The sequence below is a fragment of the Paraburkholderia panacisoli genome (assembly GCF_008369935.1).
GTDB lineage: Bacteria > Pseudomonadota > Gammaproteobacteria > Burkholderiales > Burkholderiaceae > Paraburkholderia > Paraburkholderia panacisoli.
On the sequence record NZ_VTUZ01000002.1, the window covers coordinates 262,789 to 289,115 of the forward strand.

The 26,327-nt window shown below is 63.5% G+C and carries 23 protein-coding genes; 19 read left to right on the forward strand and 4 right to left on the reverse strand.

Annotation, left to right across the window (positions count from 1 at the left end; translation table 11 throughout):
* The first annotated feature begins 3 nt into the window (after positions 1-3).
* Positions 4-213, forward strand: a complete 210-nt coding sequence (locus tag FVF58_RS03790; protein WP_149668582.1) for an acid-shock protein — start codon at positions 4-6, stop codon at positions 211-213.
* 149 nt (positions 214-362) lie between these two features.
* Here the strand turns inward: FVF58_RS03790 and FVF58_RS03795 are convergent, their stop codons facing one another.
* On the reverse strand, positions 363-689 hold the full coding sequence (locus tag FVF58_RS03795) for a DUF1840 domain-containing protein (protein ID WP_149668583.1): 327 nt from the start codon (positions 687-689) through the stop codon (positions 363-365).
* A 410-nt stretch (positions 690-1,099) separates the two neighbouring features.
* Here FVF58_RS03795 and argS point away from each other — a divergent pair, with 410 nt between their 5' ends.
* From argS to FVF58_RS03825, 6 genes are all read left to right on the forward strand, one after another.
* A complete protein-coding gene (gene argS / locus FVF58_RS03800; protein WP_149668584.1) occupies positions 1,100-2,890 on the forward strand; it encodes an arginine--tRNA ligase in 1,791 nt (596 codons plus the stop codon).
* 61 nt (positions 2,891-2,951) lie between these two features.
* On the forward strand, positions 2,952-3,773 hold the full coding sequence (locus FVF58_RS03805; protein ID WP_149668585.1) for an SPOR domain-containing protein: 822 nt from the start codon (positions 2,952-2,954) through the stop codon (positions 3,771-3,773).
* Positions 3,774-3,932: 159 nt separating this feature from the next.
* A complete protein-coding gene (locus FVF58_RS03810) occupies positions 3,933-4,571 on the forward strand; it encodes a thiol:disulfide interchange protein DsbA/DsbL (RefSeq protein ID WP_149668586.1) in 639 nt (212 codons plus the stop codon).
* Positions 4,572-4,586: 15 nt separating this feature from the next.
* On the forward strand, positions 4,587-5,360 hold the full coding sequence (locus FVF58_RS03815; protein WP_149668587.1) for an SDR family oxidoreductase: 774 nt from the start codon (positions 4,587-4,589) through the stop codon (positions 5,358-5,360).
* 3 nt (positions 5,361-5,363) lie between these two features.
* On the forward strand, positions 5,364-6,182 hold the full coding sequence (locus FVF58_RS03820) for a helical backbone metal receptor (RefSeq protein WP_149668588.1): 819 nt from the start codon (positions 5,364-5,366) through the stop codon (positions 6,180-6,182).
* A gap of 212 nt (positions 6,183-6,394) precedes the next feature.
* Positions 6,395-7,981: an ABC transporter substrate-binding protein gene (locus tag FVF58_RS03825; RefSeq protein ID WP_149668589.1), complete on the forward strand. Its 1,587-nt coding sequence runs from the start codon at positions 6,395-6,397 to the stop codon at positions 7,979-7,981.
* Between the two features lie 100 nt (positions 7,982-8,081).
* Here FVF58_RS03825 and FVF58_RS03830 read toward each other — a convergent pair whose 3' ends face one another.
* Positions 8,082-9,155 (reverse strand): MBL fold metallo-hydrolase, encoded by a 1,074-nt coding sequence (locus tag FVF58_RS03830; RefSeq protein ID WP_149668590.1) that lies wholly within the window; start codon positions 9,153-9,155, stop codon positions 8,082-8,084.
* Between the two features lie 199 nt (positions 9,156-9,354).
* Between FVF58_RS03830 and FVF58_RS03835 the strand changes: the two genes are divergently transcribed.
* The 7 genes from FVF58_RS03835 to FVF58_RS03865 all read left to right on the forward strand — a co-directional run bounded on the left by FVF58_RS03835 (position 9,355) and on the right by FVF58_RS03865 (position 16,266).
* Complete coding sequence (locus FVF58_RS03835) at positions 9,355-9,759, forward strand: MerR family transcriptional regulator (RefSeq protein ID WP_149668591.1); 405 nt, start codon at positions 9,355-9,357, stop codon at positions 9,757-9,759.
* A gap of 263 nt (positions 9,760-10,022) precedes the next feature.
* Positions 10,023-11,870: a bifunctional isocitrate dehydrogenase kinase/phosphatase gene (aceK, locus tag FVF58_RS03840; RefSeq protein ID WP_149668592.1), complete on the forward strand. Its 1,848-nt coding sequence runs from the start codon at positions 10,023-10,025 to the stop codon at positions 11,868-11,870.
* 103 nt (positions 11,871-11,973) lie between these two features.
* A complete protein-coding gene (gene can / locus FVF58_RS03845) occupies positions 11,974-12,750 on the forward strand; it encodes a carbonate dehydratase (RefSeq protein WP_149668593.1) in 777 nt (258 codons plus the stop codon).
* A 7-nt stretch (positions 12,751-12,757) separates the two neighbouring features.
* The gene (locus tag FVF58_RS03850) at positions 12,758-13,963 is read left to right on the forward strand and encodes an acetyl-CoA C-acetyltransferase (protein WP_425468914.1); all 1,206 of its coding nucleotides are present in this window, start codon (positions 12,758-12,760) and stop codon (positions 13,961-13,963) included.
* A 37-nt stretch (positions 13,964-14,000) separates the two neighbouring features.
* A complete protein-coding gene (locus FVF58_RS03855) occupies positions 14,001-14,678 on the forward strand; it encodes an SDR family oxidoreductase (protein ID WP_149668595.1) in 678 nt (225 codons plus the stop codon).
* 12 nt (positions 14,679-14,690) lie between these two features.
* Positions 14,691-15,821, forward strand: coding sequence for an acyl-CoA dehydrogenase family protein (locus tag FVF58_RS03860; protein WP_149668596.1), 1,131 nt, complete (start codon positions 14,691-14,693; stop codon positions 15,819-15,821).
* 7 nt (positions 15,822-15,828) lie between these two features.
* Positions 15,829-16,266 (forward strand): YchJ family protein, encoded by a 438-nt coding sequence (locus tag FVF58_RS03865; RefSeq protein WP_149668597.1) that lies wholly within the window; start codon positions 15,829-15,831, stop codon positions 16,264-16,266.
* A 32-nt stretch (positions 16,267-16,298) separates the two neighbouring features.
* Here the strand turns inward: FVF58_RS03865 and FVF58_RS03870 are convergent, their stop codons facing one another.
* The gene (locus FVF58_RS03870) at positions 16,299-17,564 is read right to left on the reverse strand and encodes an acyltransferase family protein (RefSeq protein WP_149668598.1); all 1,266 of its coding nucleotides are present in this window, start codon (positions 17,562-17,564) and stop codon (positions 16,299-16,301) included.
* Between the two features lie 920 nt (positions 17,565-18,484).
* On the opposite strand from FVF58_RS03870, the gene FVF58_RS03880 reads away from it, so the two are divergent.
* The 5 genes from FVF58_RS03880 to bioB all read left to right on the forward strand — a co-directional run bounded on the left by FVF58_RS03880 (position 18,485) and on the right by bioB (position 25,188).
* Complete coding sequence (locus FVF58_RS03880) at positions 18,485-19,771, forward strand: dienelactone hydrolase family protein (protein WP_149668600.1); 1,287 nt, start codon at positions 18,485-18,487, stop codon at positions 19,769-19,771.
* Positions 19,772-20,798: 1,027 nt separating this feature from the next.
* Positions 20,799-22,160: an adenosylmethionine--8-amino-7-oxononanoate transaminase gene (bioA, locus tag FVF58_RS03885; RefSeq protein WP_149668601.1), complete on the forward strand. Its 1,362-nt coding sequence runs from the start codon at positions 20,799-20,801 to the stop codon at positions 22,158-22,160.
* Positions 22,160-23,344: an 8-amino-7-oxononanoate synthase gene (bioF, locus tag FVF58_RS03890; RefSeq protein WP_149668602.1), complete on the forward strand. Its 1,185-nt coding sequence runs from the start codon at positions 22,160-22,162 to the stop codon at positions 23,342-23,344. The genes bioA and bioF overlap by 1 nt, the downstream gene beginning before the upstream one ends.
* Entirely contained in the window at positions 23,341-24,072 is a 732-nt protein-coding gene (gene bioD / locus FVF58_RS03895; protein ID WP_149668603.1) for a dethiobiotin synthase, read from the forward strand. Before bioF ends, bioD begins: the two co-directional genes overlap by 4 nt.
* Before the next feature lie 36 nt (positions 24,073-24,108).
* Complete coding sequence (bioB, locus tag FVF58_RS03900; RefSeq protein ID WP_149668604.1) at positions 24,109-25,188, forward strand: biotin synthase BioB; 1,080 nt, start codon at positions 24,109-24,111, stop codon at positions 25,186-25,188.
* Between the two features lie 93 nt (positions 25,189-25,281).
* Here the strand turns inward: bioB and FVF58_RS03905 are convergent, their stop codons facing one another.
* On the reverse strand, positions 25,282-26,307 hold the full coding sequence (locus tag FVF58_RS03905; protein ID WP_149668605.1) for a sulfate ABC transporter substrate-binding protein: 1,026 nt from the start codon (positions 26,305-26,307) through the stop codon (positions 25,282-25,284).
* Between the last annotated feature and the right edge of the window lie 20 nt (positions 26,308-26,327).

A 26,327-nucleotide genomic window follows, 5' to 3' on the forward strand; every position in this document is an offset into this window, starting at 1 on the left:
CGTATGAAGAAGCTGACGCTGTTATTGACTGCTGTTTCGCTTGCGGTGGGCGCCTCGGCGGCGCTGGCCCAGCCCGCTGCGCCGGGCGGCTCCAGCGCGGTGAGCTCGTACTCGCCGCCGACGGTGAAACACGTCAAGAAGCCGAAGAAGCAGAAAACGACGAAAGGCGCGTCGGCTCCGATGGCCGCGCCGGCGGACGCCGCGAGCCAGTAACAGCACGGCCCGTCGATCGGAACAGAGCGTTGAACGACAAAGAGCCCGCATCGAGCGGGCTCTTTTCGTTGGGTGCGCCTTTGATGCGCCGGGGTTGGATCACGAGGCGCTGCCGTCTGAACACACGCCCTCGCCCGCCACGACTGAAATCAGAGCCCCCAGACGATATCCGCGTTTTCCTTCTGCGCCGCGCGCAGCATGTCGAGGAACGGATACGCGCGCTGCGCTAGCCCCGGCGGAATCTCGTGATGATCGTGGCCATCCTCGCCTTCATGGAAATGGCCGTCGTGTTCGGCGCGCTCCTGCTTGTCGAAGGTGATCGCCGCCTCGAGTTTCTCGATGGCCGTGCCCAGTTCGTCGTGGGTGATGACACCCCGCGCCCCAAGGCGTTTGCCGACAATGCCGACCAGATACTGAGCCAGATTCTCCAGCATCATCACGTCTGGGCAGGCGCGGCATTTGAAAGTAATCAGCATGACTGTTCCCTTTTTCGTTATGTCGGATCGACGCGCGAGCGCCCCAAAGGCGGCCGCCGGCGCGCGCTACGTTGACTCGCCGATCAGGCGCGGCGGCCACGGCCCTTGCTGGGCATCTCATTGAACATATTAGCACCTGCTAAAATCCGTCTGGACGGAAAAGCGCGCCGCAATGCGCCGCGCGCGGCGAAGCGCAGGCAGCGTGGCCGGGCCGATGGGCCGCAACCCCGCAAGCCGCGGCAGCCACCGCCACGGCACGCTGCCATGCACCGCTAAGCGCGTTGCAGGCAAAGTGCCCGATCGCGCGCCCGATGCGCCGCTTTCCACGCTTCTGACGAATCGGCTGCGCCAGCCGCGCGGCCGGCGCCTCTTCCGCATCACCGGATTGCCTCACTGGACTCGCAACAAGCATGCTGCCCGCACATAAACATACCCTCGAAACACTGCTCGCCGACACCGTGAAGCAGGTCGCGCTCGCCACGCAAGGCGCGAGCGAAGCCGCGTTCGTGTCGCCCACCATCACGCTGGAGCGCCCCAAGGTCGCCGCGCACGGCGACGTCGCGTGCAATGTGGCGATGCAACTCGCCAAGCCGCTGCGCGCCAATCCGCGCCAGCTGGCCCAACAGATCGTCGACGCGCTGCTCGCGCAGCCGCAAGCCCAAGGTCTGATCCAGGCGGCCGAAGTGGCCGGCCCCGGCTTCATCAACCTGCGCCTCGCGGCCTCGGCCAAGCAGGCGGTGATCGCCGCCGTGTTCGCGGAGCAAGAGGCCTTCGGCCGCTCGCACCGCGACGCCGGCAAGCATGTGCTGATCGAATTCGTGTCGGCCAACCCGACTGGCCCGCTGCACGTCGGCCATGGCCGCCAGGCGGCGCTCGGTGACGCGCTGTCGAACGTGCTGGCCTCGCAAGGCTGGGACGTGCATCGCGAGTTCTATTACAACGACGCCGGCGTGCAGATCCACACGCTCGCGCTGTCGACCCAGGCGCGCGCCCGCGGCCTCGCGCCCGGCGACGAAGGCTGGCCGGCTTCGGCGTACAACGGCGAGTACATCGCCGACATCGCGAAGGACTATCTGAACGGCGCCACGGTGGCCGCGAGCGACGGCGAGCCGGTCACCGGCGCGGGCGACGTCGAGAACCTCGAGGCGATCCGCCGCTTCGCGGTAGCCTACCTGCGCCGCGAGCAGGACATGGACCTGCAGGCGTTCGGCGTGAAGTTCGACCAGTACTACCTGGAGTCGTCGCTGTACACGGAAGGCCGGGTCGAGAAAACCGTCGACGCGCTGATCGCCGCCGGCAAGACCTACGAACAGGAAGGCGCGCTATGGCTGCGCACCACCGACGACGGCGACGACAAAGACCGCGTGATGCGCAAGACCGACGGCACCTACACGTACTTCGTGCCGGACGTCGCCTATCACGTCGCCAAGTGGGAGCGCGGCTTCACGAAGGTCATCAACATCCAGGGCTCGGACCACCACGGCACGATCGCGCGGGTGCGCGCCGGCCTGCAGGGTCTCGGCATCGGCATTCCGAAGGGCTATCCCGACTACATCCTGCACAAGATGGTCACGGTGATGCGCAACGGTGAAGAGGTGAAGATCTCCAAGCGCGCCGGCAGCTACGTGACGGTGCGCGATCTGATCGAATGGTCGGGCGGCGCGACGCCGGGCTCGGAAGCGGCCATCGACCTGATCGATGAGGAGACGATTCGCCGCGGCCGCGACGCCGTGCGCTTCTTCCTGATCTCGCGCAAGGCGGATACGGAATTCGTGTTCGACATCGACCTCGCGCTGAAGCAGAACGACGAAAATCCGGTGCATTACGTGCAGTATGCGCATGCGCGCATCTGCTCGGTGATCGCCGAATGCAAGACGCGCTACAACACTGACGAGAGCACGCTCGCCAGCGTCGACGTGTCGCCGCTCACGAGCGAACGCGCAATGGCCCTGCTGAACAAGCTCGCCGAGTTCCCGGACATGCTGCACCACGCCGCCGACGAACTCGCGCCGCACGCGGTCGCGTTCTACCTGCGCGACCTCGCCGGGGAATTCCACTCGTTCTACAATGACAGAGCCGAACGCGTGCTGGTCGACGATGCGGCTGAGCGCAATGCACGCGTCGCGCTACTCGCCGCCACGCGTCAGGTGCTGGCCAATGGTCTCGCGACGATCGGCGTCTCCGCTCCCGTCAAGATGTAACTCCTCCGGCGCAACATGCACGCGGCCGTCGCTATAATCGGCGGCCGTTCCTGGATTCTTTTTGCAGGTGATTCATACGATGGCAAAACCACGCCGCACAACAAAGCAATCGAAACAAACCGGGGGGACTTTTCTCGGCATCGTGCTGGGCCTGATCGTCGGCCTTGCGATCGCGGTAGTGGTGGCGCTGTATATCACCCGTGCGCCTACGCCGTTCGTATCGAAGGTGGCGCCGCCCGCGGCGTCCGACACCGGCACCGGCACCGGCCAGGCGCAATACGATCCGAACCGTCCGCTGCAAGGCAAGACGCCGGGTCAGCCGGTGCCGCAAGCCGCGCAACCCTCGCCGCCGAACACTGCGCCGGGCCAGACCAATTCGCAAACCCAGTCGGGCATGCTCGAAGAACCGCAGATCGTCGAAGTACCGCCGTCGGCCGGCAACGCGAACGGCACGGCGGTCGCACCGAAGCCGTCGCCGGATAACGGCACCGGCGCCAGCGTCGCACAGGCTCCGGCGAAGAAACCGCAAGCGTCCAGCGCGCCGGCCGCCACCGCGGCGGGCTCGGCGCCGAAGAGCACGTCGGCTGCCACGGCCGCGAACGGCAAGCCGAGTTCGGGCGCAGCGCCCGCGCCGGCTGACGCGAATACCGGCTACTTCCTGCAAGTGGGCGCGTACAAGACCTCCGCCGATGCCGAACAGCAGCGCGCGCGTCTCGCGTTCCAGGGTTTCGAATCGAAGGTCACCCAGCGGGATGCGGGCGGCGTCACGTACTATCGCGTGCGCATCGGACCGTTCTCGAAGTTCGAGGACATGAATTCGAGCCGTCAGCGTCTGTCGGACGCGGGCGTGGATACCGCCGTGATCCGCTTCACCAAACAATAAACAAACGGTAATCGTCGGCACGCGCAGCCACCGAACTATCGGCGCGCTGCGCGTGTCACAAGCACGTCGGACGACTGCAACGTGTCATGCCGAAACTAAAAACGGTGACGGGCAATTGCGTGGCGCCACCGTTTCATCGCCTACTCGAGTCAACCCAACATGAAAAAACTACTGAGCATTCTGTTTCTCTCGCTGGGCCTGGTCGCCGCCACGGCGCAGGCATCGCCCGCCGCGCCGGTAGCGGGCAAGGACTACACCGTGCTGGCCACACCGCAGCCCACCGACGTGCCGGCCGGCAAGATCGAAGTTACCGAGTTCTTCTGGTACGGCTGCCCGCATTGCAACGAATTCAACCCGTACCTCGAAGCATGGGTCAAGAAGCAGGGTCCGGACGTGGTGTTCCGGCGCGTGCCGGTCGCCTTCCGCGACGACTTCATTCCACATTCGAAGATGTTTCACGCGCTCGACGCGCTGGGCCTCGCCACGGAACTGACGCCGAAAGTCTTCAATGAAATCCACGTCAACAAGAACTACCTGATGACGCCGGAAGAGCAGGCCAAATTCCTCGCGAAGAACGGTGTCGATCCGAAGAAGTACATGGAAGCGTACAACTCGTTCTCGGTGCAAAGCGCGATGCAGAAAGACAAGAAGCTGCTCGAAGACTACAAGATCGACGGTGTGCCGACGATGGCCGTGCAAGGCAAGTATGAAACCGGCCCGGCCGCGACCAACAGCCTGCCGGGCACGATCCAGGTGCTCGACTACCTGGTGCAGCAGGTCCGCGCCAAGAAGATGTAAAGACGAGGCGCCGGAATGAGTTCACCACTGAAGGTTTTCATTACCGGCGCTTCGAGCGGCATCGGCCTCGCGCTCGCCGACGAGTACGCCCAGCGCGGCGCGATTCTCGGCCTCGTTGCCCGCCGCGGCGACGCCCTCGCCGCGTTCCAGCAGTCCCATCCGCACAACGCCGTCTCCCTCTATTCCGTCGACGTTCGCGACGCCGAAGCGCTCGCCGACGCGGCCGCGCGCTTCATCGCGCAACACGGCTTGCCCGACGTCGTGATCGCCAATGCCGGCATCAGCCGCGGCGCCGTTACCGGCCATGGCGATCTGCGGGCCTTCCGCGAAGTGATGGACGTCAACTACTTCGGCATGGTCGCCACCTTCGAGCCGTTCGCCGCCGCGATGATCGCCGCGAAGCGCGGCACGCTGGTCGGCATCGCCAGCGTCGCCAGCGTGCGCGGCTTGCCGGGCTCCGGCGCATACAGCGCGTCGAAGTCGGCGGCGCTCAAGTATCTCGAAGCGTTGCGCGTCGAGATGCGGCCGTACGGCGTCGGCGTGGTCACTATCGCGCCCGGCTATATCCGCACGCCGATGACCGAGCACAATCCGTACACCATGCCGTTCCTGATGGACGCGGACCGCTTTGCGGTGAAGGCCGCGCACGCGATCGAGCGGCAGACCGCTTTCGCCGTGTTCCCCTGGCAGATGCGCATCGTCGCGATGCTGCTGCATGTGCTGCCGCGCTGGCTCTACGACTACGCGTTCGAACGCGCGCCGCGCAAGCCGCGCGTCACCGCCGAATAAATCATGCAGCCCCGTGCGTTCGATGCAGCCGGCGTCGCGCACGAAACAGCGGGTGTCCACGCGCGCATCGTGTCGCTGGTGCCGAGCATCACCGAAACCCTCTTCGCACTTCACCTCGACGGGCAGATCGTCGGGCGCACCGGATTTTGCGTGCATCCGCGCGACAAGGTGCGCGCAGTGCGCAAGGTCGGCGGCACCAAGGCTGTGAATCTGGACGCCGTTCGCGCGCTGCGCCCTACTCATCTGATCGTCAATATCGACGAAAACGAACGCGATACCGTCGAGCAATTGCGGGCATGTGTGCCGCACATCGTCGTGACCCACCCGCAGACACCGCAAGACAACCTGGCGCTGTACGCGCTGCTGGGCGCGATCTTCGACTGCGACCAGCAAGCGCAGCGCCTGAGCGAGATGCTCGAAGACCGGCTGCGCGCCGCCGCGACTCACGCGTTCACGGCACAGAGCGTGCTGTATCTGATCTGGCGCGAGCCATGGATGACCGTCGCGCGCGATACATATATCGCCGCCATGCTGCGGCTCGTGAACTGGCGCACGCTGCCCGACGTGCAAGGCGGAGCGGCAGGCGCCGCGCGCTATCCGACGCTCGACTTCGACGCCGCGCCGTGGCTCGCCGGCGTCGATCGCATCCTGCTGTCCAGCGAGCCGTATCGCTTCACATCGACGCATCGCGATGCGCTCGCGCGCGATCCGCGCCTGGCCGGCAAACGCATCGAATTGATCGACGGGGAGATGGTGTCGTGGTACGGCGTGCGCGCGATCGAGGGCGTTGACTATCTGATGCGGCGAGCGAGCGCGGCATGACAATATGGATATGCGGATTATGTTGTTGTCGCCGCAATCCCCCTTCGATAAGCTTTCGCGAAGGCCGCGACGCGCATGGGCAGGCTCACCCGCCCCTGCGCGAGCGCCGGAAACGTATCACAATCGGTGGCGACGCCAACGTCCTGCCTGCGTCACCGGAATAACCACACAACCAGACGCACTGCCTGACTGCGCTTGTTATGGGAGAACCTATGCGCTTCAAACTGCTCGCGGCCGCCGTACTGTTCACGGCGCCCGCGCTCGTGCTCGCCAAACCGCTGACCGTCTGTACCGAGTCGAGCCCCGACGGCTTCGACGTGGTGCAGTTCAATTCGCTCGTCACGACCAATGCGTCGGCCGATGTGGTCTTCAATTCACTGGTCTCGTACGACGAGGCCGCGAAGAAAGTGGTGCCGGCGCTGGCCGACAAATGGGACGTGAGCGCCGACGGCCTCACCTATACGTTCCATCTGCGCCCGAACGTGCAGTTCCAGACCACCGACTACTTCAAGCCCACGCGCGCGCTGAATGCAGACGACGTCGTCTTCTCGTTCGAGCGCATGCTCGACGACAGCAACCCGTGGCACAAGGTGGCGGGCGCGAGCGGCTTCCCGCATGCGCAGTCGATGGGTTTGCCGAAGCTCATCAAGTCGGTCAGCAAGGTGGACGACAACACCGTCAGGTTCGAACTGAACGCGCCGGACGCGACCTTCGTGCCGATCCTGACGATGGGCTTCGCGTCGATCTATTCGGCCGAATACGCCGACCAGTTGCTCAAGGCCGGCAAGCAGGTCGATCTGAATGCAAAGCCGGTCGGCACCGGCCCGTTCGTGTTGAAGAGCTACACGAAAGACGCGGTGATCCGCTACGACGTGAACCCGACCTACTGGGGGCCGAAGCCGAAAATCGATCGACTGATCTACGCGATCACACCGGACGCGACTGTTCGTGCGCAGAAGGTGAAAGCGGGCGAATGCCAGATCGCGCTGTCACCGAAGCCGCAGGATCTGGCCGACGCCAAGGGCGACAAGTCGCTCGCCATCGTGCAGACCCCGGCATTCATGACGGCGTTCGTCGCGTTGAATACGGAGAAGAAGCCATTCGACAATCAGAAGGTGCGCGCCGCGCTGAACATGGCGTTCGACCGCACCACGTATCTGAAGACCGTGTTCGACAACACCGCGACGCCGGCCACGAACCCGTATCCGCCGAATACGTGGAGCTACAACAAGTCGATCAAGGGGTGGCCGTACGATCCGGTGAAGGCGAAGAAGCTGCTCGCCGACGCGGGCTATCCGAACGGCTTCGACACGACGATCTGGGTGCGGCCGAACGGCAGCGTGCTGAATCCGAATCCGAAGGCCGGCGCCGAGCTGCTCCAGGCCGACTTCGCGAAGATCGGCGTGAAGGCGGACGTGAAGGTGATCGAATGGGGCGAATTGATCAAGCAGGCCAAGCAAGGCCAGCATGATTCGCTGTTCATGGGCTGGGCCGGCGACAACGGCGATCCGGACAACTATCTGTCGCCGCTCTTCAGTTGCAATGCGGTGAAGTCGGGGATCAACTTCGCGCGCTTCTGCGATCAGGATCTGGACAAGCTGATCGCCGACGGCAAGGCCACGCCTGACCAGGCCAAGCGAACCAAAGCGTATGAACAGGCGCAGCAGATCATCCACGATCAGGCGCTGTGGATTCCGCTCGGGTACCCGACCGCCGCAGCGATCACGCGCACGAACGTGAGCGGTTATCACGTGAGTCCGTTTGGACGGCAGAACTTCGGGACGGTGGCGGTGCAATAATTCCGCACGCGCCGGAAGGTACACAAAGGCGAACGAAAAACAAAAAGCCCGGTTTGCGCAACAGCGCAAACCGGGCTTTTTTATCGGCGCGTTGGAACGATCACGCCACCGAAAAACGGATCACGCCGTCCGCGTCCTGCGTGCGCTTCAGCTCGCCCGCGAGCCACAGCAGATGCAGATGCGCGAGCGCCTCACCCAGCGCGAACGTCATCTGATGGATATCGAGCTGGCGCTTGAACATCAACGGCACGATGTCCGCGGCGCTACGCGGCTTCTCCATGCACGCTTCGCGCACTTCGGCCAGGCGCGCATCGTGATGCTCGCGCAACTGCTGGATACGGGTGCGCACGCCGCGAAACGGCTTGCCATGCGACGGCAGCACGAGCGTGTCTTCAGGCATCACCTCGTAGCGCTTGAGCGACTCCAGATACAGCGCGAGCGGCGAGCCTTCCGGCTCGATGTCGAACACCGACACGTTGGTCGAAATGCGCGGCAGCACCATGTCACCGGAAATCAGCACGCCGGTCTCTTCGCAATGCAACGCGCAGTGCTCCGGCGAATGACCAAAGCCCGTCACCACCCGCCACGTCTTGCCGCCGATCTTCACGCCGTCCGCTTCGCGCAGACGCCGGTATTGCGCGGGAATCGCCTGCACGAGGCTCGTGTAGTAGCTCTTGCGATTGCGCAGTTGCTCGAGCGAGTCCGGATCGTTCAGGCCATGCCGCGCGAAGTGCCGCGCCGCCGCCTCGCCGCCCGCGTTCGAACCGTCGCCGGTGGCCATCACGCGGGCCTGCATGTATTCGCCGAGCGTCATCCAGAGCCGCGCGTCCCAGCGCTGCTTGTCACCGCCGCTGCACACCCAGTGCGCGAGGCCGATGTGGTCCGGATGGCAGTGCGTGACGATCACACGCAGCACCGGCAAGCCGTCGAGCAGCGAGTCGAACACGGTCTCCCAGTTCTGCTTGATGGTGTCCGACGTGATGCCGCAGTCCACCACCGTCCAGCCCTGCTTGCCGTCGATCTCGTCACGCAGCAGCCACAGGTTGATGTGATCGAGCGCAAAGGGCAGCGGCATGCGCAGCCAGAACACGCCCGGCGCGACTTCCATCGTGTGGCCCGCTTCCGGCAAGCGGTCGTCGAATGGGTACTGGAGTTGATGTTCGAGTGCATTCATTGGGGATGTCTTCCTCCGTCGGCCGTCCGTCATGGCAAGGTGTGCGATGCCGGGTGGCGTGGTTGTGGCGTTATGGTGGCTGTTTCTGCCCTCTCGCGCCGTGGTTGCAGCAATGGTTGCGTTCAGCTCAAGTTGACGATAACGTAAACGTCGATTCTATCGTTCAATCCGATTTTCTGCCCGGCCACGGGATGCCCCGATGAACACGCAATACACGATCACCGAGCTCGCGCGGGAATTCGACGTCACGCCGCGCGCGATCCGCTTCTACGAAGATCAGGGTTTACTCTCGCCGAGCCGCGAAGGGTCAGGCGGTCTGCGCCGGGTCTATTCGGGCCGCGACCGAACCCGGCTGAAGCTCACGCTGCGCGGCAAGCGGCTCGGCTTCACGCTGTCGGAAATCCGCGAGCTGCTGGATGTGTACGAATCGCCGACCGACACCGTGCCGCAATTGCATGCGTTCCTTGCCACGGTAGCGCGTCATCGCGAGGTGCTGGAGCGTCAACTGGAAGACCTCAACGCGACGCTCGAAGATCTCACGCAATATGAAGCGCAGGCGCGTGCGCTACTCGATGGCGGGGCACGTGAGGCCCGGCCCGCGTGAGCGCGGCGCGCCGCAGAGGAAACGCAACGTAACGCAGTTAAGCGCAGTGAAGTGAAGCGCGACACGAATTTTTTTGCTGGAAGTTGCGCCGGTGAACCCGAACCGAACCGGTGCAATGAGCGGAGATAGTCTGAAAGTCGGCCAACGCCTGAGAACGCCCACAAGGCGTCCAGGCGCGAGCCGAGCGGCGCGATGCGTCGCGGGCCCACCCGGACGATACAATCACGGGTGTCTTCACGACACGGGACGAATGCACGGTCGACATGAATCACTTCCCTAAACTGCTGTCGTCGCAAATCGGCTTTGACGTCGCCCAGACGATGCTCGAAGGATTCGACCGCCATTACCGGATCTTCCGCGACGCCGCGATCCGCGCGAAAACGCTGTTCGAAGCCGGCGACTGGCACGCCCTGCAAAAGCTCGCGCGCGAGCGCATTACTTCGTACGACGAGCGCGTCGAGGAATGCGTCGAAGCGCTCGAAGACGAATACGACGCGGAAAATATCGACGACGACGTGTGGCAGCAGATCAAGCTGCACTACATTGGCCTCCTGACCACGCACCGCCAGCCCGAGTGCGCGGAGACGTTTTTCAATTCGGTGTGCTGCAAGATCCTGCACCGCTCGTATTTCAACAACGACTTCATTTTCGTGCGCCCGGCGATCTCGACCGAATACCTTGAGAACGACGAGCCGGCCGCGAAGCCGACCTTTCGCGCGTACTACCCCGGCAAGGATGGCCTCGCCGCGACACTCGAACGCATCGTCACGAACTTCCAGCTCGAGCCGCCGTTCGAAGACCTGACGCGCGACGTCGGTTGCGTGGTGCAGATGATTCACGACGGGTTCGGCGCATTCGACGAAGCACCGAACTTCCAGATTCACGTGCTCTCGTCGCTGTTCTACCGGAACAAGTCGGCCTATATCGTCGGACGGATCATCAACGGCGATGCGCTGCTGCCGTTCGCGGTAGCGCTGCGTCATGTTAAGCCGGGCGTGCTTGCGCTCGATACGGTGCTGCTCACGCGCGAGCAACTGCTGATCATCTTCAGCTTCGCGCACTCGTATTTCCTCGTCGACATGGAAGTGCCGTCCGCTTACGTCGAATTTCTCGGCACCATCATGCCGGGCAAGCCGAAGGCGGAAATCTATACGTCGGTGGGCTTGCAGAAGCAGGGCAAGAATCTGTTCTATCGCGATCTGCTGCATCACCTGTCGCATTCGAGCGATCAGTTCATTATCGCGCCCGGCATCAAGGGGCTCGTGATGCTGGTGTTCACGCTGCCGTCATTCCCCTATGTGTTCAAGCTGATCAAGGACAGCTTTCCACCGCCGAAGGAAACCACGCGCGCGAAGATCAAGGAAAAGTATCAGCTCGTCAAACGGCACGATCGTCTCGGCCGCATGGCCGACACGCTCGAATATTCGAGCGTCGCGCTGCCGGTGTCGCGGCTCGATGAAGCGCTCGTGCGCGAACTCGAAAAGGAAGTGCCTTCGCTGATGGAATACGACGGCGCGAACCTGGTGATTCGCCATATGTATATCGAGCGCCGCATGGTGCCCCTCAATCTGTTCCTGCAAAACGGCAACGACAGCGACGTCGAGCACGGCATCAAGGAATACGGCAACGCGGTGAAGGAACTGATCCAGGCGAACATCTTCCCCGGCGACATGCTGTACAAGAACTTCGGCGTCACGCGCCATGGCCGCGTCGTGTTCTACGACTACGATGAAATCGAATATCTGACTGACTGCAACGTACGCGCCGTGCCGGCGCCACGTAACGAGGAGGACGAAATGTCGGGCGAGCCGTGGTATTCGGTCGGCCCGCACGACATTTTCCCTGAGACGTACGGCACTTTCCTGCTCGGCGACCCACGCGTGCGCCGTTCCTTCATGCAGCATCACGCGGACTTCTTCGATCCCGCGCTGTGGCAACGGCACAAGGATCATCTATTGAAAGGCGAACTGCCCGACTTTTTCCCGTACGACAGCAGCGTGCGCTTCTGCGTCCGCTATCCGGAGCGCTTTGCCGATGCGCGTTTTGCCGCGTCGGCTGCCTCGGCCGCACCGGATACGCCCGCAGCCGTGCCCAGCGTACGCGTGGCGTGAAGCGCCTGCGCCGTCCGCATCATCGACTGCATCGTCCGAACCTTATGTAACGACTTCGACCTGTCAATGGGTCGAGCAACCGCCAAGACGCACAAGACGCACCATGAACACGAACGCTTCCACCTCTTCCAACCCGCTCTCGCATCTGTTCGACAACAACGACGCCTGGGTCACACGCAAGCTGTCCGAAGACCCCGAATTTTTCTCGCGCCTCGCGCATCAACAGGCGCCTGAGTATCTGTGGATCGGCTGCTCCGATTCGCGGGTGCCGGCCAACCAGATCATCGGCTTGCCGCCGGGCGAAGTGTTCGTGCACAGAAACATCGCCAACGTGGTGGTGCATACCGATCTGAACTGCCTGTCGGTGATCCAGTTCGCCGTCGATCTGCTGAAGGTCAAGCACATCATGGTGGTCGGCCATTACGGCTGCTCGGGCGTGGCCGCGGCACTGCACGGCCGCCGCGTGGGTCTCGCCGACAACTGGCTCGCTCACGTGCAGGACGTGCGCAGCAAGCACGCCGCGCTGATCGAGGAATGGCCGCTCGGTGAAGCGCGGCATCGGCGGCTGGTGGAGTTGAACACGATCGAACAGGTGGTGAACGTGTGCCGCACCACCATCGTCAACGACGCATGGGCGCGCGGTCAGGAGCTGACCGTGCACGGCTGGGCGTATGGCGTGCATGACGGCAAGATGCGCAACCTCGGCATGACGATCAGCGACGCGGCCGCGCTCGAAGCGACCTACAAGGAATGCGTGGCCGCAGTGTCGGCAAGCGGCCCGCGCAACGCGGACAACGACGTGGTGGCCGCCGACGCGGCGCAGCTCGGCGACGTGCCGGCCATCGTCGAAGGTGTAATCAAGGAGCTTAAACATGAGTGAGACAAACATGAGCGAAAAGCGTAGTGAAGCGCAGGCCGATCCGGTTGTCATCGTGAGTGTCGCGCGCACGCCGATGGCGGCCTTTCAGGGCGACTTCGCATCGCTCACCGCGCCGCAGTTGGGCTCGGTGGCGATCGAGGCCGCCGTGCAGCGCGCGGGCCTGAAACCCGAACAGATCGACGAAGTGGTGATGGGCTGCGTGCTGCCCGCCGGCCTCGGCCAGGCGCCCGCGCGGCAAGCCGCGCTCGGCGCCGGCTTGCCGCTCGCCACCGGCAGCACGACGGTCAACAAGATGTGCGGCTCGGGCATGCGCGCGGCGATGTTCGCGCACGACATGCTGGCCGCGGGTTCGGTCGACGTGATCGTCGCGGGCGGCATGGAGAGCATGACGAACGCGCCCTATCTGCTGCCGAAGGCGCGTGGCGGCATGCGCATGGGCCACGGCCAGGTGATCGATCACATGTTCTATGACGGCCTCGAAGATGCGTACGAAAAAGGCCGTCTGATGGGCACCTTCGCCGAGGAATGCGCGGCGTCGTTCGACTTCACGCGCGAGGCGCAAGATGCGTTCGCGGTCGAATCGCTCAACCGTGCGAAGCGCGCGAACGAGGACGGTTCGTTCGCATGGGAAATCGCGCCGGTGAAAGTGGCGGGCCGCAAGGGCGACGTGACGATCGATCGAGACGAGCAGCCGTTCAAGGCCAACCTCGAAAAGATTCCGACGCTCAAGCCCGCGTTCAGCAAAACCGGCACGGTGACGGCGGCGAATTCGTCGTCGATTTCCGACGGCGCCGCCGCACTCGTGATGATGCGCGAATCGACGGCGAAGCGCCTCGGCGTCGAACCGATCGCGCGCGTGGTCGGCCACTCGACCTTCGCGCAGGAACCGGCGAAGTTCACCACCGCGCCGGTCGGCGCGATTCGCAAGCTGTTCGAGAAGAACGGCTGGCGTGCCGACGACGTCGATCTGTATGAAGTCAACGAAGCGTTCGCGGTCGTGACGATGGCCGCGATGAAGGAGCACCATCTGCCGCATGAAAAGGTCAATGTGAACGGCGGCGCTTGCGCGCTCGGCCATCCGATCGGCGCATCGGGCGCGCGGATTCTGGTCACGCTGATCGGCGCATTGAAGAAGCGCGGCCTGAAGCGCGGCGTCGCGACGCTGTGCATCGGCGGCGGCGAGGCGACGGCGATGGGTGTCGAACTGGTTTGACGCGCTTCGCTGCGTCGTCAAAACGCTGAGGTATTCGATGAAGACAGTGTTGATTGTCGGTGCGTCGCGCGGCATCGGCCAGGAGTTCGCGCGGCAGTACAAGAAGAGCGGCTGGCGCGTGCTCGCCACCGCGCGCGACGACGCCGCGCTCGACGCGTTGAACGCACTCGGCGCGGAAACCTTCGCGGTGGACGTGACCGTGTCCCAGCAGATCGCCGCGCTCGGCTGGAAGCTCGACGGCGAACGGCTCGATGCGGCGATCGTGGTGTCGGGCGTGTACGGCCCGCGAACCGAGCGCATCGAGACGATCACCGCCGAGGACTTCGATCACGTGATGCACACCAACGTGCGCGGCCCGATGCAATTGGTGCCGATCCTGCTGCCGCTCGTCGAAGAAGCCGGCGGCGTATTCGCGGTGATCTCCAGCAAGATGGGCAGTATCGCCGACACGAGCGGCACGAGCGGCTGGTTGTATCGCGTTAGCAAGGCGGCGCTGAACGACGCGCTGAAGCTCGCGTCGCTCGAAGCGTCGCGCGCCACGTGCGTGTCGTTGCATCCCGGCTGGGTGCGCACCGACATGGGCGGCGCGCAGGCGGCAATCGACCCGGAGCGCAGCGTCGCCGGTATGCGCGAGGTGCTCGCGCAGGCGGCGGCCGCGCGCGACGCGTTCAACGGCCGCTTCTATCAATACGACGGCACGCCGCTCGACTGGTAAGGAGACAATTCCATGGTGCTGGATCAGGATCACCTGATGGTCCGCGACGCGCTGCGTAACTTCGTGCGCGAAGCGATCACGCCGTATGCGGCCGCGTGGGACCGGGAGCGCACGTTCCCGCGCGACGTGCACCGGCAGCTCGCCGGACTCGGCGCCTACGGCGTGCTGGTGCCCGAAGCGTATGGCGGCGCGGGCATGGATGCGCTGGCGCTCGCGCTGATTCTCGAAGAGATCGCCGCGGGCGACGGCGGCACGTCGACGGCCATCTCGGTCAACAACTGCCCGGTGTGCAGCATTCTGCTGACTTATGGCAACGACGCGCAGAAACGCGACTGGCTGACGCCGCTCGCGCGCGGCGAGATGCTCGGCGCGTTTTGTCTGACCGAACCGCAAGCCGGCTCCGACGCGTCCGCGCTGCGCACCACCGCGACGCGCGATGGCGACTCGTACGTGCTGAACGGCGTCAAACAGTTCATCACGAGCGGCAAGAACGGCAACGTCGCGATCGTGATGGCCGTGACCGACAAGACGGCGGGCAAGCGCGGCATCAGCGCGTTCATCGTGCCCACCGATGCGAAGGGCTACGTGGCCGCGCGAGTCGAGGAGAAGCTCGGCCAGCATTCGTCGGATACGGCGCAGATCGTCTTCGAAGACTGCCGCGTGCCGGCCGCGAACCTGATCGGCGCGGAAGGCGAAGGCTATCGGATCGCGCTGTCGGGGCTCGAAGGCGGGCGCATCGGCATAGCCGCGCAAAGCGTCGGCATGGCGCGCGCCGCGTTCGAGGCCGCGCTGAGCTATGCGAAGGAACGCGAGAGCTTCGGCGCGCCGCTCTTTTCGCACCAGGCGGTGCAATTCCGTCTCGCCGACATGGCGACGCAACTCGAAGCCGCGCGTCAATTGATCTGGCACGCGGCGGCGCTGAAAGACGCCGGTCTGCCGTGCCTGACCGAAGCGGCGATGGCCAAGCTGTTCGCGTCCGAAGCGGCCGAGCGCATCTGTTCGGCGGCCTTGCAGATTCACGGCGGCTACGGGTATCTGAGCGACTTCCCGGTCGAGCGGATTTATCGCGACGTGCGCGTGTGCCAGATTTACGAAGGCACGAGCGACATCCAGAAAATTTTGATTGCGCGCGGTCTGAATTAAAAGCTTGATGAATACGATACAACGACCTTCCGACTGCCCTTGCGGCGGCGCCGAACCCGGCCAGGGCAGCGGCGCCAAGGCGCCCCGTTTCGCGCAATGCTGCGGCCGCTATATCCACGGCGGCGAGCCCGCGCCGCGTGCGCTCGAACTGATGCGCTCGCGTTATAGCGCTTACGTGGTCGGCGCAACGGATTATCTGCGCGCCACCTGGGCGCCGCACACCTGCCCCGCCGATCTCGATGCGGACCCCGCGTCGTCCGGCGCGCCCCGTTGGCTCGGACTGCAGATCAAAGCGTTCGCCGAAATCGACGCCGATCACGCGACCGTCGAATTCGTCGCACGTTACAAGGTGGGCGGGCGCGCGCACCGGCTGCACGAGTTGAGCCGTTTCCTGCGCGGCGACGACGGCCTCTGGCGCTATGTCGACGGCGAGGTCAGCGAGTAGCGTGTGATTCGTCGCGCGCTGCCCGTTCACGGTCATTCACGAAGGGGAACCGAGGCCGTGGGCATCATTTGCGCGGGACGAGGCGCTCCCCCCGGACGATTCAATACACGGCGCAAGGTGCTTCTAAGAGGCGCGACGATTCTTTCCTGGAACAGTATCGACGCGACGAGAATCATTACCAGATAGACCGGATACGCCGATAAATGCGCCGGCACCTCGCTTGCCGCCTCAGCGCACACATGCAGTCTATGAACACAAGACAAAAGCGGGTAGGGAATGCCAAGCATCTTCTGGATTTTCAGAAATCCGCTAAAGAGCGGTATTTGTAGAGCGAAGATCGATAAAGAAGCGTTTCCGAGCCGCCTCGTCCAACCGACAACGTGTGGCGACGCGCACTGGAACAAACTCGCAGAAACAAATATCACTGCGACTTGCACGGGCAAGATCGCACCGTTGTGAAGAAGGACTTCCCAGAATGGCGGCCCCTCCGCGAACAGATAAGCGGCGCCGATGAAAAGCGCTGCTAGCGTTCCTGTCAGGATTCGCCGGTGACGCGCAACGATTCCGGCGATTTGTTGGGAGTGCTCCGCGAATATGCCGTAAGCGAGAATGCCCGCGAAAAATTCCGGCAACCGTATCAGCGGATTGGTGTGGAGCATCCCCATCGCCCACACGCCGTACCAGCCATTTACGACGACAATGACCGCCGGGAGAAGGCTGGCGACCCACATCGCAGCCAGCAACGGCCACTTGCGGCGCACGGACAGCAAGCGAGGGGCGGCTACTGGAAATAGCAGATAGAAAAAGAACAGCGTCGACAGCGACCACGATGGAATATTGAACGATAGGTAAAAGGGATTCCACGCCTGAAGCAGCAGGATCTGCAAAATCGCATTGATTGACACCTCCGCGGTGCTCATCGTGTGCATTATCGGTGGCGCGGAATCGAGATTACTCAGTTCAACGTCGAATGGATGGAAATTAATGGTCATCAATGTGACCGTCAACATTAACGTAATAATGTGGATAGGATAAAGATTGGTGAACCGATTAATAAAGAATCGGGATGCCGAAACCTTTTTCCTTTCGCCCGACGTCATTTCTACCGAAACGTGCGACAGAATAAATCCGGACAATATAAAAAAAATACTGGTCGCGCCACCACCGAACTTGAATATGTCAGCCCAAGGCATTGCCTGCGCTGCCGGGTATTCAAGCAGCGTGTGGTAAATGGCTAGATAGCAGGCCAGCAAGAACCGCAGGACGTCCACACCCGGGAGCGCTCCCTTCATTTTCATTTCCCCTGCCTTACGGATAAATTAGGAATTTTTCTGCACTTCCTTTCATTTTTATTCAATCGATATTTCAAACGAAAGGATTTCGCGCAACTCGACGCGCACGAGAGATTTATTGATCGTTGGCAGGCGGTATGTGCGATTTCGCACCTGCCATATTGCAAAGAGGGGTTTGCATCGACCGATTGAAGTTCGCGCGTCTGATTCACCGCATGCACTGCCCTTTTTTACCGCCCTAATGAGAAAGGTAATGAGAACCCTTCCGTTATTTATCCATGTCAGTTTGCAAACTGAAAGGAAACGTGACAGGTTTTGCCGGTTGAAAAAATCAGTGGAGGTCGTGAAGCTAAGCCTGAATTTGTTGCAACGACAGGTTTTCGACAGCGTGCGACAGGGCGATACGTTGTCGCCCCCTTTATTGCACGACCGGGCATGGCTTCCGCGCAACACCTGTGACGGCGATTGGCCGCGATCTAGCGCTCCTCATCCACTCAAAAGACCGCTCGAAGCCACAAGAAATAGGCTCCTTGACTAAGCACGCAAATTTTGCGGCGCGGGTTCTCCTTGATTGCACAAAACAAAATTGTCGTGCCAGGATAAGGCCTTAGCTTCATGACGTCACGTTGCGAGAGCGGATCGATACCGGCTCCGCAAAATGCGCAGGAGCCCTGCCGATCACCAGACAGTGTGGGTTCGGCGGCAGGCTCGAGCAGCATGAGTGGCGTTCATCATCGGCGCGTGGGGTCGCGTCGGCCGTTTGGGTTCATCCCGTGCGATCTCGATTGGCGTACGTGCGCTTCGCGCACTGCGTACGCGAATGGGTTTTTGTTTGTCGAAAACGTGGACGAAAGGCGAATGTCAGCCACGAATCCGGCAAACAGACATCACGGTGTTCAGGGCAGGTCTTTGAGGCAGGTGCGTGAATGGTGTTCAGCAAGGTTCTGACGAAGTGTGCGGTGATCTGTGCAGCGGCTACGTGCGCTGTCGCAATCGCGCATGCCGATCCGCTCGCCGACACGCAGGCGGGACCGCTGACACGCGCGCACGTGCCGCGTATCGCGCTCGACGACGACCTCTACCTGCCGACCGCGCGCCTGAACGAACAGATCATTCGCGTGCCGGTCGACGCCGACGGCACGGTCACGCTCGAAACGACGATCTATAAGCCGGACGGCGCAGGCCCGTTCCCGATGATCGTGTTCAACCACGGCAAGATCCCCGGCGACCCGCACACGCAGGAGCGCAGCGACCCGCTGCCGCTGGCGCGCGAATTCGTGCGCCGCGGCTACGTAGTGGTCGCGCCGAACCGCCAGGGCTTCGGCCGTTCGGACGGCGTGTATGAGCAGGACGGTTGCGATGTCGAACGCAACGGCCTCGGCCAGGCCGGCGACGTGGCGGCCACGGTCAACTACATGTCGAAGCAGCCTTACGTGGACGCGGCCCATATCGTCGTGGCCGGCACTTCGCACGGCGGCCTTGCGACGATGGCCTACGGCACCGAGGCGGCCCCGGGCGTGCGGGCGCTGATCAATTTCTCGGGCGGCTTGCGGCAGGACGCCTGCACCGGCTGGCAGGGCAACCTGACGCACGCATTCGGCGCGTATGGCGAGAAAACCAAAGTGCCGTCGCTGTGGATGTACGGCGACAACGATTCGGTCTGGACCGCGCCGCTGGTGGCCGCCATGTACTCGGCTTACGGCGCGCACGGTGCGAGCGCGAAGATGGTCGATTTCGGCAACTACAAGAACGACGCGCATCGGCTGGTCGGTGACCGCGACGGCGTGCGTGTGTGGTGGCCGGCTGTCGAGGCTTTCCTTGCTCGCGTGGGGATGCCGACGGGCGTGCAGTATCGGGTCGCCGATCCTTCTGCGCCGAAGGCAAGCGGCTTCGCCGCGCTCGATGCGGTGGACGCGGTGCCGTTCGTCGATGAAGCCGGGCGCAATGGGTATCGGAACTTCCTGCATCAGTATCCTAGCCGCGCGTTTGCCGTGTCGGATTCGGGTGCGTGGTCGTGGGCCGAGGGCGGGGATGATCCGATGTCGGTGGCGGTCGCCAATTGCCAGAAGCAGAGTTCGGACCCTTGCCGGTTGTATGCGGTGGATAACTCGGTTGTTTGGGGCGTTCAGGGTTCGCAAACGGCGGATGGCGGGCAGGGTTCTTCTGCTGGCGGTGATGATGAAGGGCGGCGGGCTATTGCTAGTCGGGAGTAGCGTAGGTTTTTGGGCCTGCGCCATGGCTGATTAATTGCGTGCTCTCGGTGCTGTGGGACCGCTGCTAGGCAGATGCCTCAATTCGACTCCCTGCTCTGCTCGATATTCCCTAAGGAAGCCGCAGCCGGTTTGGCCGCACTCCGGCTACCGGTCGCTCCGTCGATAAACTCAATAGCCTTGATGAGCGTTAGCGCATAAGGCAACAAGTCAATTTTCCTATAGCCTGGTCTCGCAATGTGGTGGTGCTACCGCATAGCACCACTGGTGGATGGATCAGGCAGAAGGCGCAATCGCGTGCACCTCGCGCGCTCCTGCATTCGAGAAGCACATGTGTCGCCTGCTGGTACTACGCTATTGGCGGGCGCGGCCCCGGCCATATTTCCTACGGTCCGCGACCGGGCCGATGATGGACACGAGGGGCTGATTATCCTGATGCCATCGCTAAGTCATCCGTAGGATCAATGCAAAGGCGTGTCGGCATGGCGAAACCGCGAGGGTACAGCCAGTCGCCTTAGCCTCATCCAAGAAGACGCGTCTTGCCGCCGAAAGAGCGCGCCCCCATCACTAGCGCGGCGAGCGCTAGCACGCGGCTTGCTGATACGGGACGGCCAAGGCAGTCCCGTCATCCTGTGAAGGTTTTCTCTTCCTCACGCTCATGAACGCCACTAAATCCAGCAGAGACAGCCACTGCTCACAAAGCCTCTCAACCCGGCGCCCCGGCAAAATCCCCGTCCCACGACCCGATTCCTGCCGACACCCCCCAACTACTTTGTCGTCGTCAACTCCGCCGATCAGCGACCTTCGCGCGCAAACACAAACCACCTGCACCGAACAGCGCCAAACCCCGATGCCGCAAGCAAAACCGGCGCTCCAACCCCTAGTGCACAGCGCGAAATAAACCGCTAATCTCGACCCCGCACGCCCGCCAAGGCAGCGCGCAGCGCCGGAAAAAGATGCGCGCAGCGCGCCTGAAAGGGCCCTAAAAAGCCACCCGCGCGGCGGCCAGAAAAGCACCCTGGAGTACCCTTTGGAAAAGTCAGCAGCATCCTCAGTCGCCCCTGAAGACTGGGTCGCCCGCAGCCTGCGTGCCGTGTGGCACCCCTGCACCCAGATGAAGCACCACGAGCGTTTGCCGCTCGTGCCCGTCGCGCGCGGTCAAGGCGCGTGGCTCTACGATCGCGCCGGTCATCGCTATCTCGACGCGATCAGCTCTTGGTGGGTCAACCTGTTCGGTCACGCGAACCCGCGCATCAACGCGGCGCTGAAAGACCAGCTCGACACGCTCGAACACGCGATGCTCGCCGGTTGCACGCACGAGCCGGCTATCGAACTCGCGGAGCGTCTCAGCGCACTCACCGGCAACACGCTCGGCCACGCGTTCTTCGCCTCGGACGGCGCGTCCGCCGTCGAGATCGCGTTGAAGATGAGCTTCCACTCGTGGCGCAACCGAGGTTTCGCGGACAAGCAGGAATTCGTCTGCATTGCCAACAGCTACCACGGCGAGACCATCGGCGCGCTCGGCGTCACCGATGTCGCGCTCTTCAAGGACGCCTACGATTCGTTGATCCGCCACGCGCACGTCGTGGCGTCGCCGGACGCGCGTCTCGCCCAACCCGGCGAAACCGCCGCCGATGTCGCACGCCGCGCGCTCGATCACGTTCGCTCGCTGTTCGAAGAACGCGCCGCGCGAATCGCCGCGCTGATCGTCGAGCCGCTCGTGCAATGCGCGGCCGGCATGGCCATGCACGACGCGTCGTACCTCGCCGGTCTGCGCGCACTGTGCGATCAATACGGCGTGCATCTGATCGCCGATGAAATCGCCGTCGGTTGCGGCCGCACCGGCACTTTCTTCGCGTGCGAGCAAGCGGGCATCTGGCCGGACTTCCTGTGTCTGTCGAAAGGCATTAGCGGCGGCTATCTGCCGCTTTCCATCGTGCTGTCGCGCGATGAAATCTTCGCCGCCTTCTATCACGACGACACCGCGCGCGGCTTCCTGCACTCGCATTCGTACACCGGCAATCCTCTCGCGTGCCGCGCGGCGCTCGCTACGCTCGATCTGTTCGCCAGCGACAACGTGCTTGCTGCGAACGCAGAAAAGTCGGCAAAGCTGAAGGCCGCACTCGCACCGCTCGCCGAGCACCAACAGGTCCTCAACCTGCGCCAGTGCGGCACGATCTTCGCATTCGACGCCGTGATCGACGACGCCCAGCATGCCAAAACCTTCTCGCGCCGCTTCTTCGAAAACGCGTTGCAACGCGAACTGCTGCTGCGCCCGATTGCGACCACCGTCTATCTGATGCCCCCTTACATCCTCGACGACGAAGAACTCGCGCTGCTCGCATCGCGCACTCGCGAGACTTTCGAAACCACGCTCGCGGAGACCCGCTAATGCATTTGCTCGACACACTCGCCCAAGGGCTGAAGGAAATCGACGAGCGCGGCCTGCGCCGTCGCCGCCGCACCGCCGACACGCCATGCGCCGCGCACATGACGGTGGACGGCCGCCCGATCATCGGCTTCGCCAGTAACGACTATCTCGGCCTCGCCGCGCACCCGCAACTGATTGAAGCGATCGCCGAAGGCGCGCGGCGCTACGGCGCGGGCAGCGGCGGTTCGCATCTGCTCGGCGGCCATTCGCGCGCGCATGCGCAACTCGAAGACGATCTCGCGGAATTCGCCGGCGGCTTCGTGGATGCGCCGCGCGCGCTCTACTTCAGCACCGGCTACATGGCGAATCTCGCCACGCTCACCGCGCTCGCGGGACGCGGCACGACGCTCTTCTCCGACGCGCTGAATCACGCGTCGCTGATCGACGGCGCACGCCTGTCCCGCGCCGACGTGCAGATCTATCCGCACTGCGATATGGACGCGTTGAGCGCGATGCTCGACGCGTCGGATGCCAACGTGAAGGTGATCGTCTCCGACACCGTGTTCAGCATGGACGGCGACATCGCCCCGCTGCCGCGTCTGCTCGAACTCGCGGAACGGCACGGCGCGTGGCTGATCGTCGACGATGCGCACGGTTTCGGCGTGCTCGGCCCACAAGGCCGCGGCGCGATCGCGCAAGCTGCGCTGCGTTCGCCGAACCTGATTTCGATCGGCACGCTCGGCAAGGCGGCGGGCGTCTCGGGCGCGTTCGTCGCGGCGCATGCGACCGTGATCGAATGGCTCGTGCAGCGCGCGCGTCCGTACATCTTCACGACGGCGTCGGTGCCTGCCGCCGCGCATGCGGTGTCGGCGAGCCTGCGTATCATCGGCAGCGACGAAGGCGATCAGCGCCGCGCGCATCTTCAGCAGTTGATCGAACGCACGCGCGCCATGCTGAAAGCGACGCCGTGGATTCCGGTCGATTCGTACACCGCCGTGCAGCCGCTCATCATCGGCGCGAACGAGGCGACGCTCGAGATCGCGGCCACGCTCGATCGCGCGGGGCTGTGGGTGCCCGCGATCCGTCCGCCGACCGTGCCCGCCGGCACCTCGCGTTTGCGCATTTCGCTGTCCGCCGCGCACTCGCACGCGGACCTCGACCGTCTCGAAGCCGGCCTGCAACAACTCGGAGCGAACGCGGCATGACCAGCGCGAATCAACCCGCCCTGTCCCTGTTCGTCACCGGCACCGATACGGAAATCGGCAAGACCCTCGTGTCCGCGGCGCTGTTGCGCGGCTTCGTTCGCGCAGGCCTGCAAGCCGCCGCGATGAAGCCGATCGCCGCCGGCGCATTCGAACTGAACGGCGTGCTGCACAACGAGGACGCGGATCAACTCGACGCCGCGTCGAACGTGCTGCTGCCGCCGGCCATGCGCACGCCGTATCTGCTGAAGGAACCGGCCGCGCCGCACATCGCGGCCGCGCTGGAAAACGTCACGCTCGACCTCGATCACATCGTCGCGTGTCATGCGCAGGCTGTGGAGCGCGCAGAGATCGTCGTCGTGGAAGGCGTCGGCGGCTTTCGCGTGCCGCTGACCGCGACGCAGGACACCGCCGACCTCGCCGTCGCGCTGAAGCTGCCGGTCGTGCTGGTGGTCGGCATGCGCCTCGGCTGCATCAGCCATGCGTTGCTGACCGCCGAAGCGATCGCCGCGCGCGGGCTCACGCTCGCCGGCTGGGTCGCGAACCGCGTCGATCCGGACATGACGTTTCCCGACGAAAACATCGCGTCGATCCGCGAGCATCTCGCTCGCGAATATGACGCGCCGCTGCTCGGCATCGTGCCGCATCTGAGTCCGGCTTCGCCCGAACTCGCCGCCGATCAGCTCGACATCAACCGGCTTTTGCAGACGCTGCGTCAAACGCAGCGCTGAGCCACACCATCATATCCATCCATGAGGATCGACCCCATGACGCAATTGAACATCGCTCCGACGCCCGCCGAGGCCAGCCACCATGCCAACTCCGCGGCAAGCAGCGCAAAGGCGCTCGCGCGCTGGCGTGTCGCCGACATCGTCGCGTTGTACGAACTGCCGTTCAACGACCTGATGTTTCGCGCGCAGCAAACGCACCGTGAGCACTTCGACGCGAACACCGTGCAACTGTCGACGCTGCTGTCGATCAAGACCGGCGGCTGCGAGGAAGATTGCGCGTACTGTCCGCAGTCGGTGCATCACGACACGGGCCTGCAAGCCGACAAGCTGATGCCGGTCGACGAAGTGCTCGCCGCCGCGAAGGTCGCGAAAGAAAACGGCGCGACGCGCTTCTGCATGGGCGCCGCGTGGCGCAATCCGAAAGATCGTCACCTCGAACCGATCAAGGACATGATTCGCGGCGTGAAGGCGATGGGCCTCGAAACCTGCGTGACGCTCGGCATGCTCGAAGCACATCAGGCGCAAGGTCTGCGCGAAGCGGGACTCGATTACTACAACCATAACCTCGACACGTCGCCGGAGTTCTACGGTCAGATCATCTCGACGCGCACTTACCAGGACCGTCTCGACACGCTCGAACGCGTGCGCGACGCGGGCATCAACGTATGCTGCGGCGGGATCGTCGGGCTGGGTGAATCGCGCCGCGAACGCGCCGGACTGATCGCGCAACTGGCGAACATGGAGCCGTATCCGGAATCGGTGCCCATCAACAATCTGGTGCAGGTCGAAGGCACGCCGTTGACCGGCACGGAAGCGATTGATCCGTTCGAATTCGTGCGCACGATCGCGATCGCGCGCATCACGATGCCGAAGGCGATGGTGCGTCTGTCGGCGGGCCGCGAACAGATGAACGAAGCGCTGCAGGCGATGTGCTTCCTCGCCGGCGCGAATTCGATTTTCTACGGCGACCAGTTGCTGACCACGAGCAATCCGCAAGCGGAAGCCGACCGCAAACTGCTGGAGCGTCTCGGCATTCGCGCCGAAGCCGCGCAGCAGATGCCGCTGGATCAGAGCGGCTGCGAGCACGGCTGCGACAAGCACGCTGCGCCGAACTGAGCTCTGGCATCGCGTCGCATGCGGTAATGCACGCTCAATAGCAAAGGCCGCCTGTTTTACAACAGGTGGCCTTTTTAACATCGAGGCAGAGAATCACTTCTTGTCGACGATGATCTGATCGAACGTTCCGCCATCGGAGAAATGCGTCTGTTGCGCTTTCTGCCAGCTGCCGAACATCTCTTCGACGGTGAACGTCCTGATCGGCTTGAACTCCGTCGCATGCTTGGCCAGCACGTTCTTGTCGCGCGGACGCAGATGATGCTGCGCGATGATTTCCTGCGCGGCCGGCGACCACAGATAGTCGAGATACGCCTGCGCCTCTTTGCGCGTGCCCCGTTTGTCGACCACCTTGTCGACGATCGACACCGGCGGCGCCGCCAGCAGGCTCACCGACGGATACACCGCTTCGAAGCTGTCCGCGCCCACGCCCGAGGCGATCAACGAGACTTCGTTTTCGAACGTCACCAGCACGTCGCCGATGCCGCGTTGCGTGAACGTGGTCGTCGCTCCGCGGCCGCCCGTATCGAGCACCGGCACGTTCCTGAAGATCGCCTTTTCGAAGTCGAGCGCCTGCGCGTCGGTGCCGCCGTGCTGCTTGCGATAACCCCACGCGGCCAGATACGCATAGCGTCCGTTACCCGAGGTCTTCGGATTGGCGATCACCACCTGCACGCCGGGCTTCGCGAGATCGTCCCAATCCTTGATGTGCTTCGGGTTGCCCTTGCGCACGAGGAACACCATCGTGGTGGTGTACGGCGCGCTGTCGTCCGGCAAACGCGCTCGCCAGTTGGCCGGCACGAGTTGGCCCTTTTCGGCGAGCAGATCGATGTCGTTGGGCTGGTTCATCGTCACGACATCGGCCTGCAGACCTTGCAGCACCGACAATGCCTGCGCGCTCGACGCGCCATGCGACTGGCGGATCGCCACGCTCTCGCCGCTCTTCTGCTTGTATGCCGCGATGAAGTTCGCGTTGATGTCCTTGTACAGCTCGCGCGTCACGTCGTACGACACGTTGAGCAACGACGCGTCGGCATGCGCCGTCGACACAGTGCCCAGCGCGAGCGTGATTGCCGTCATGCCGGCTGCCAGCCAGCGCGATGTCCCCGTTTTGCCTGCCATTTTGTCCCGCCCGTTTTTGA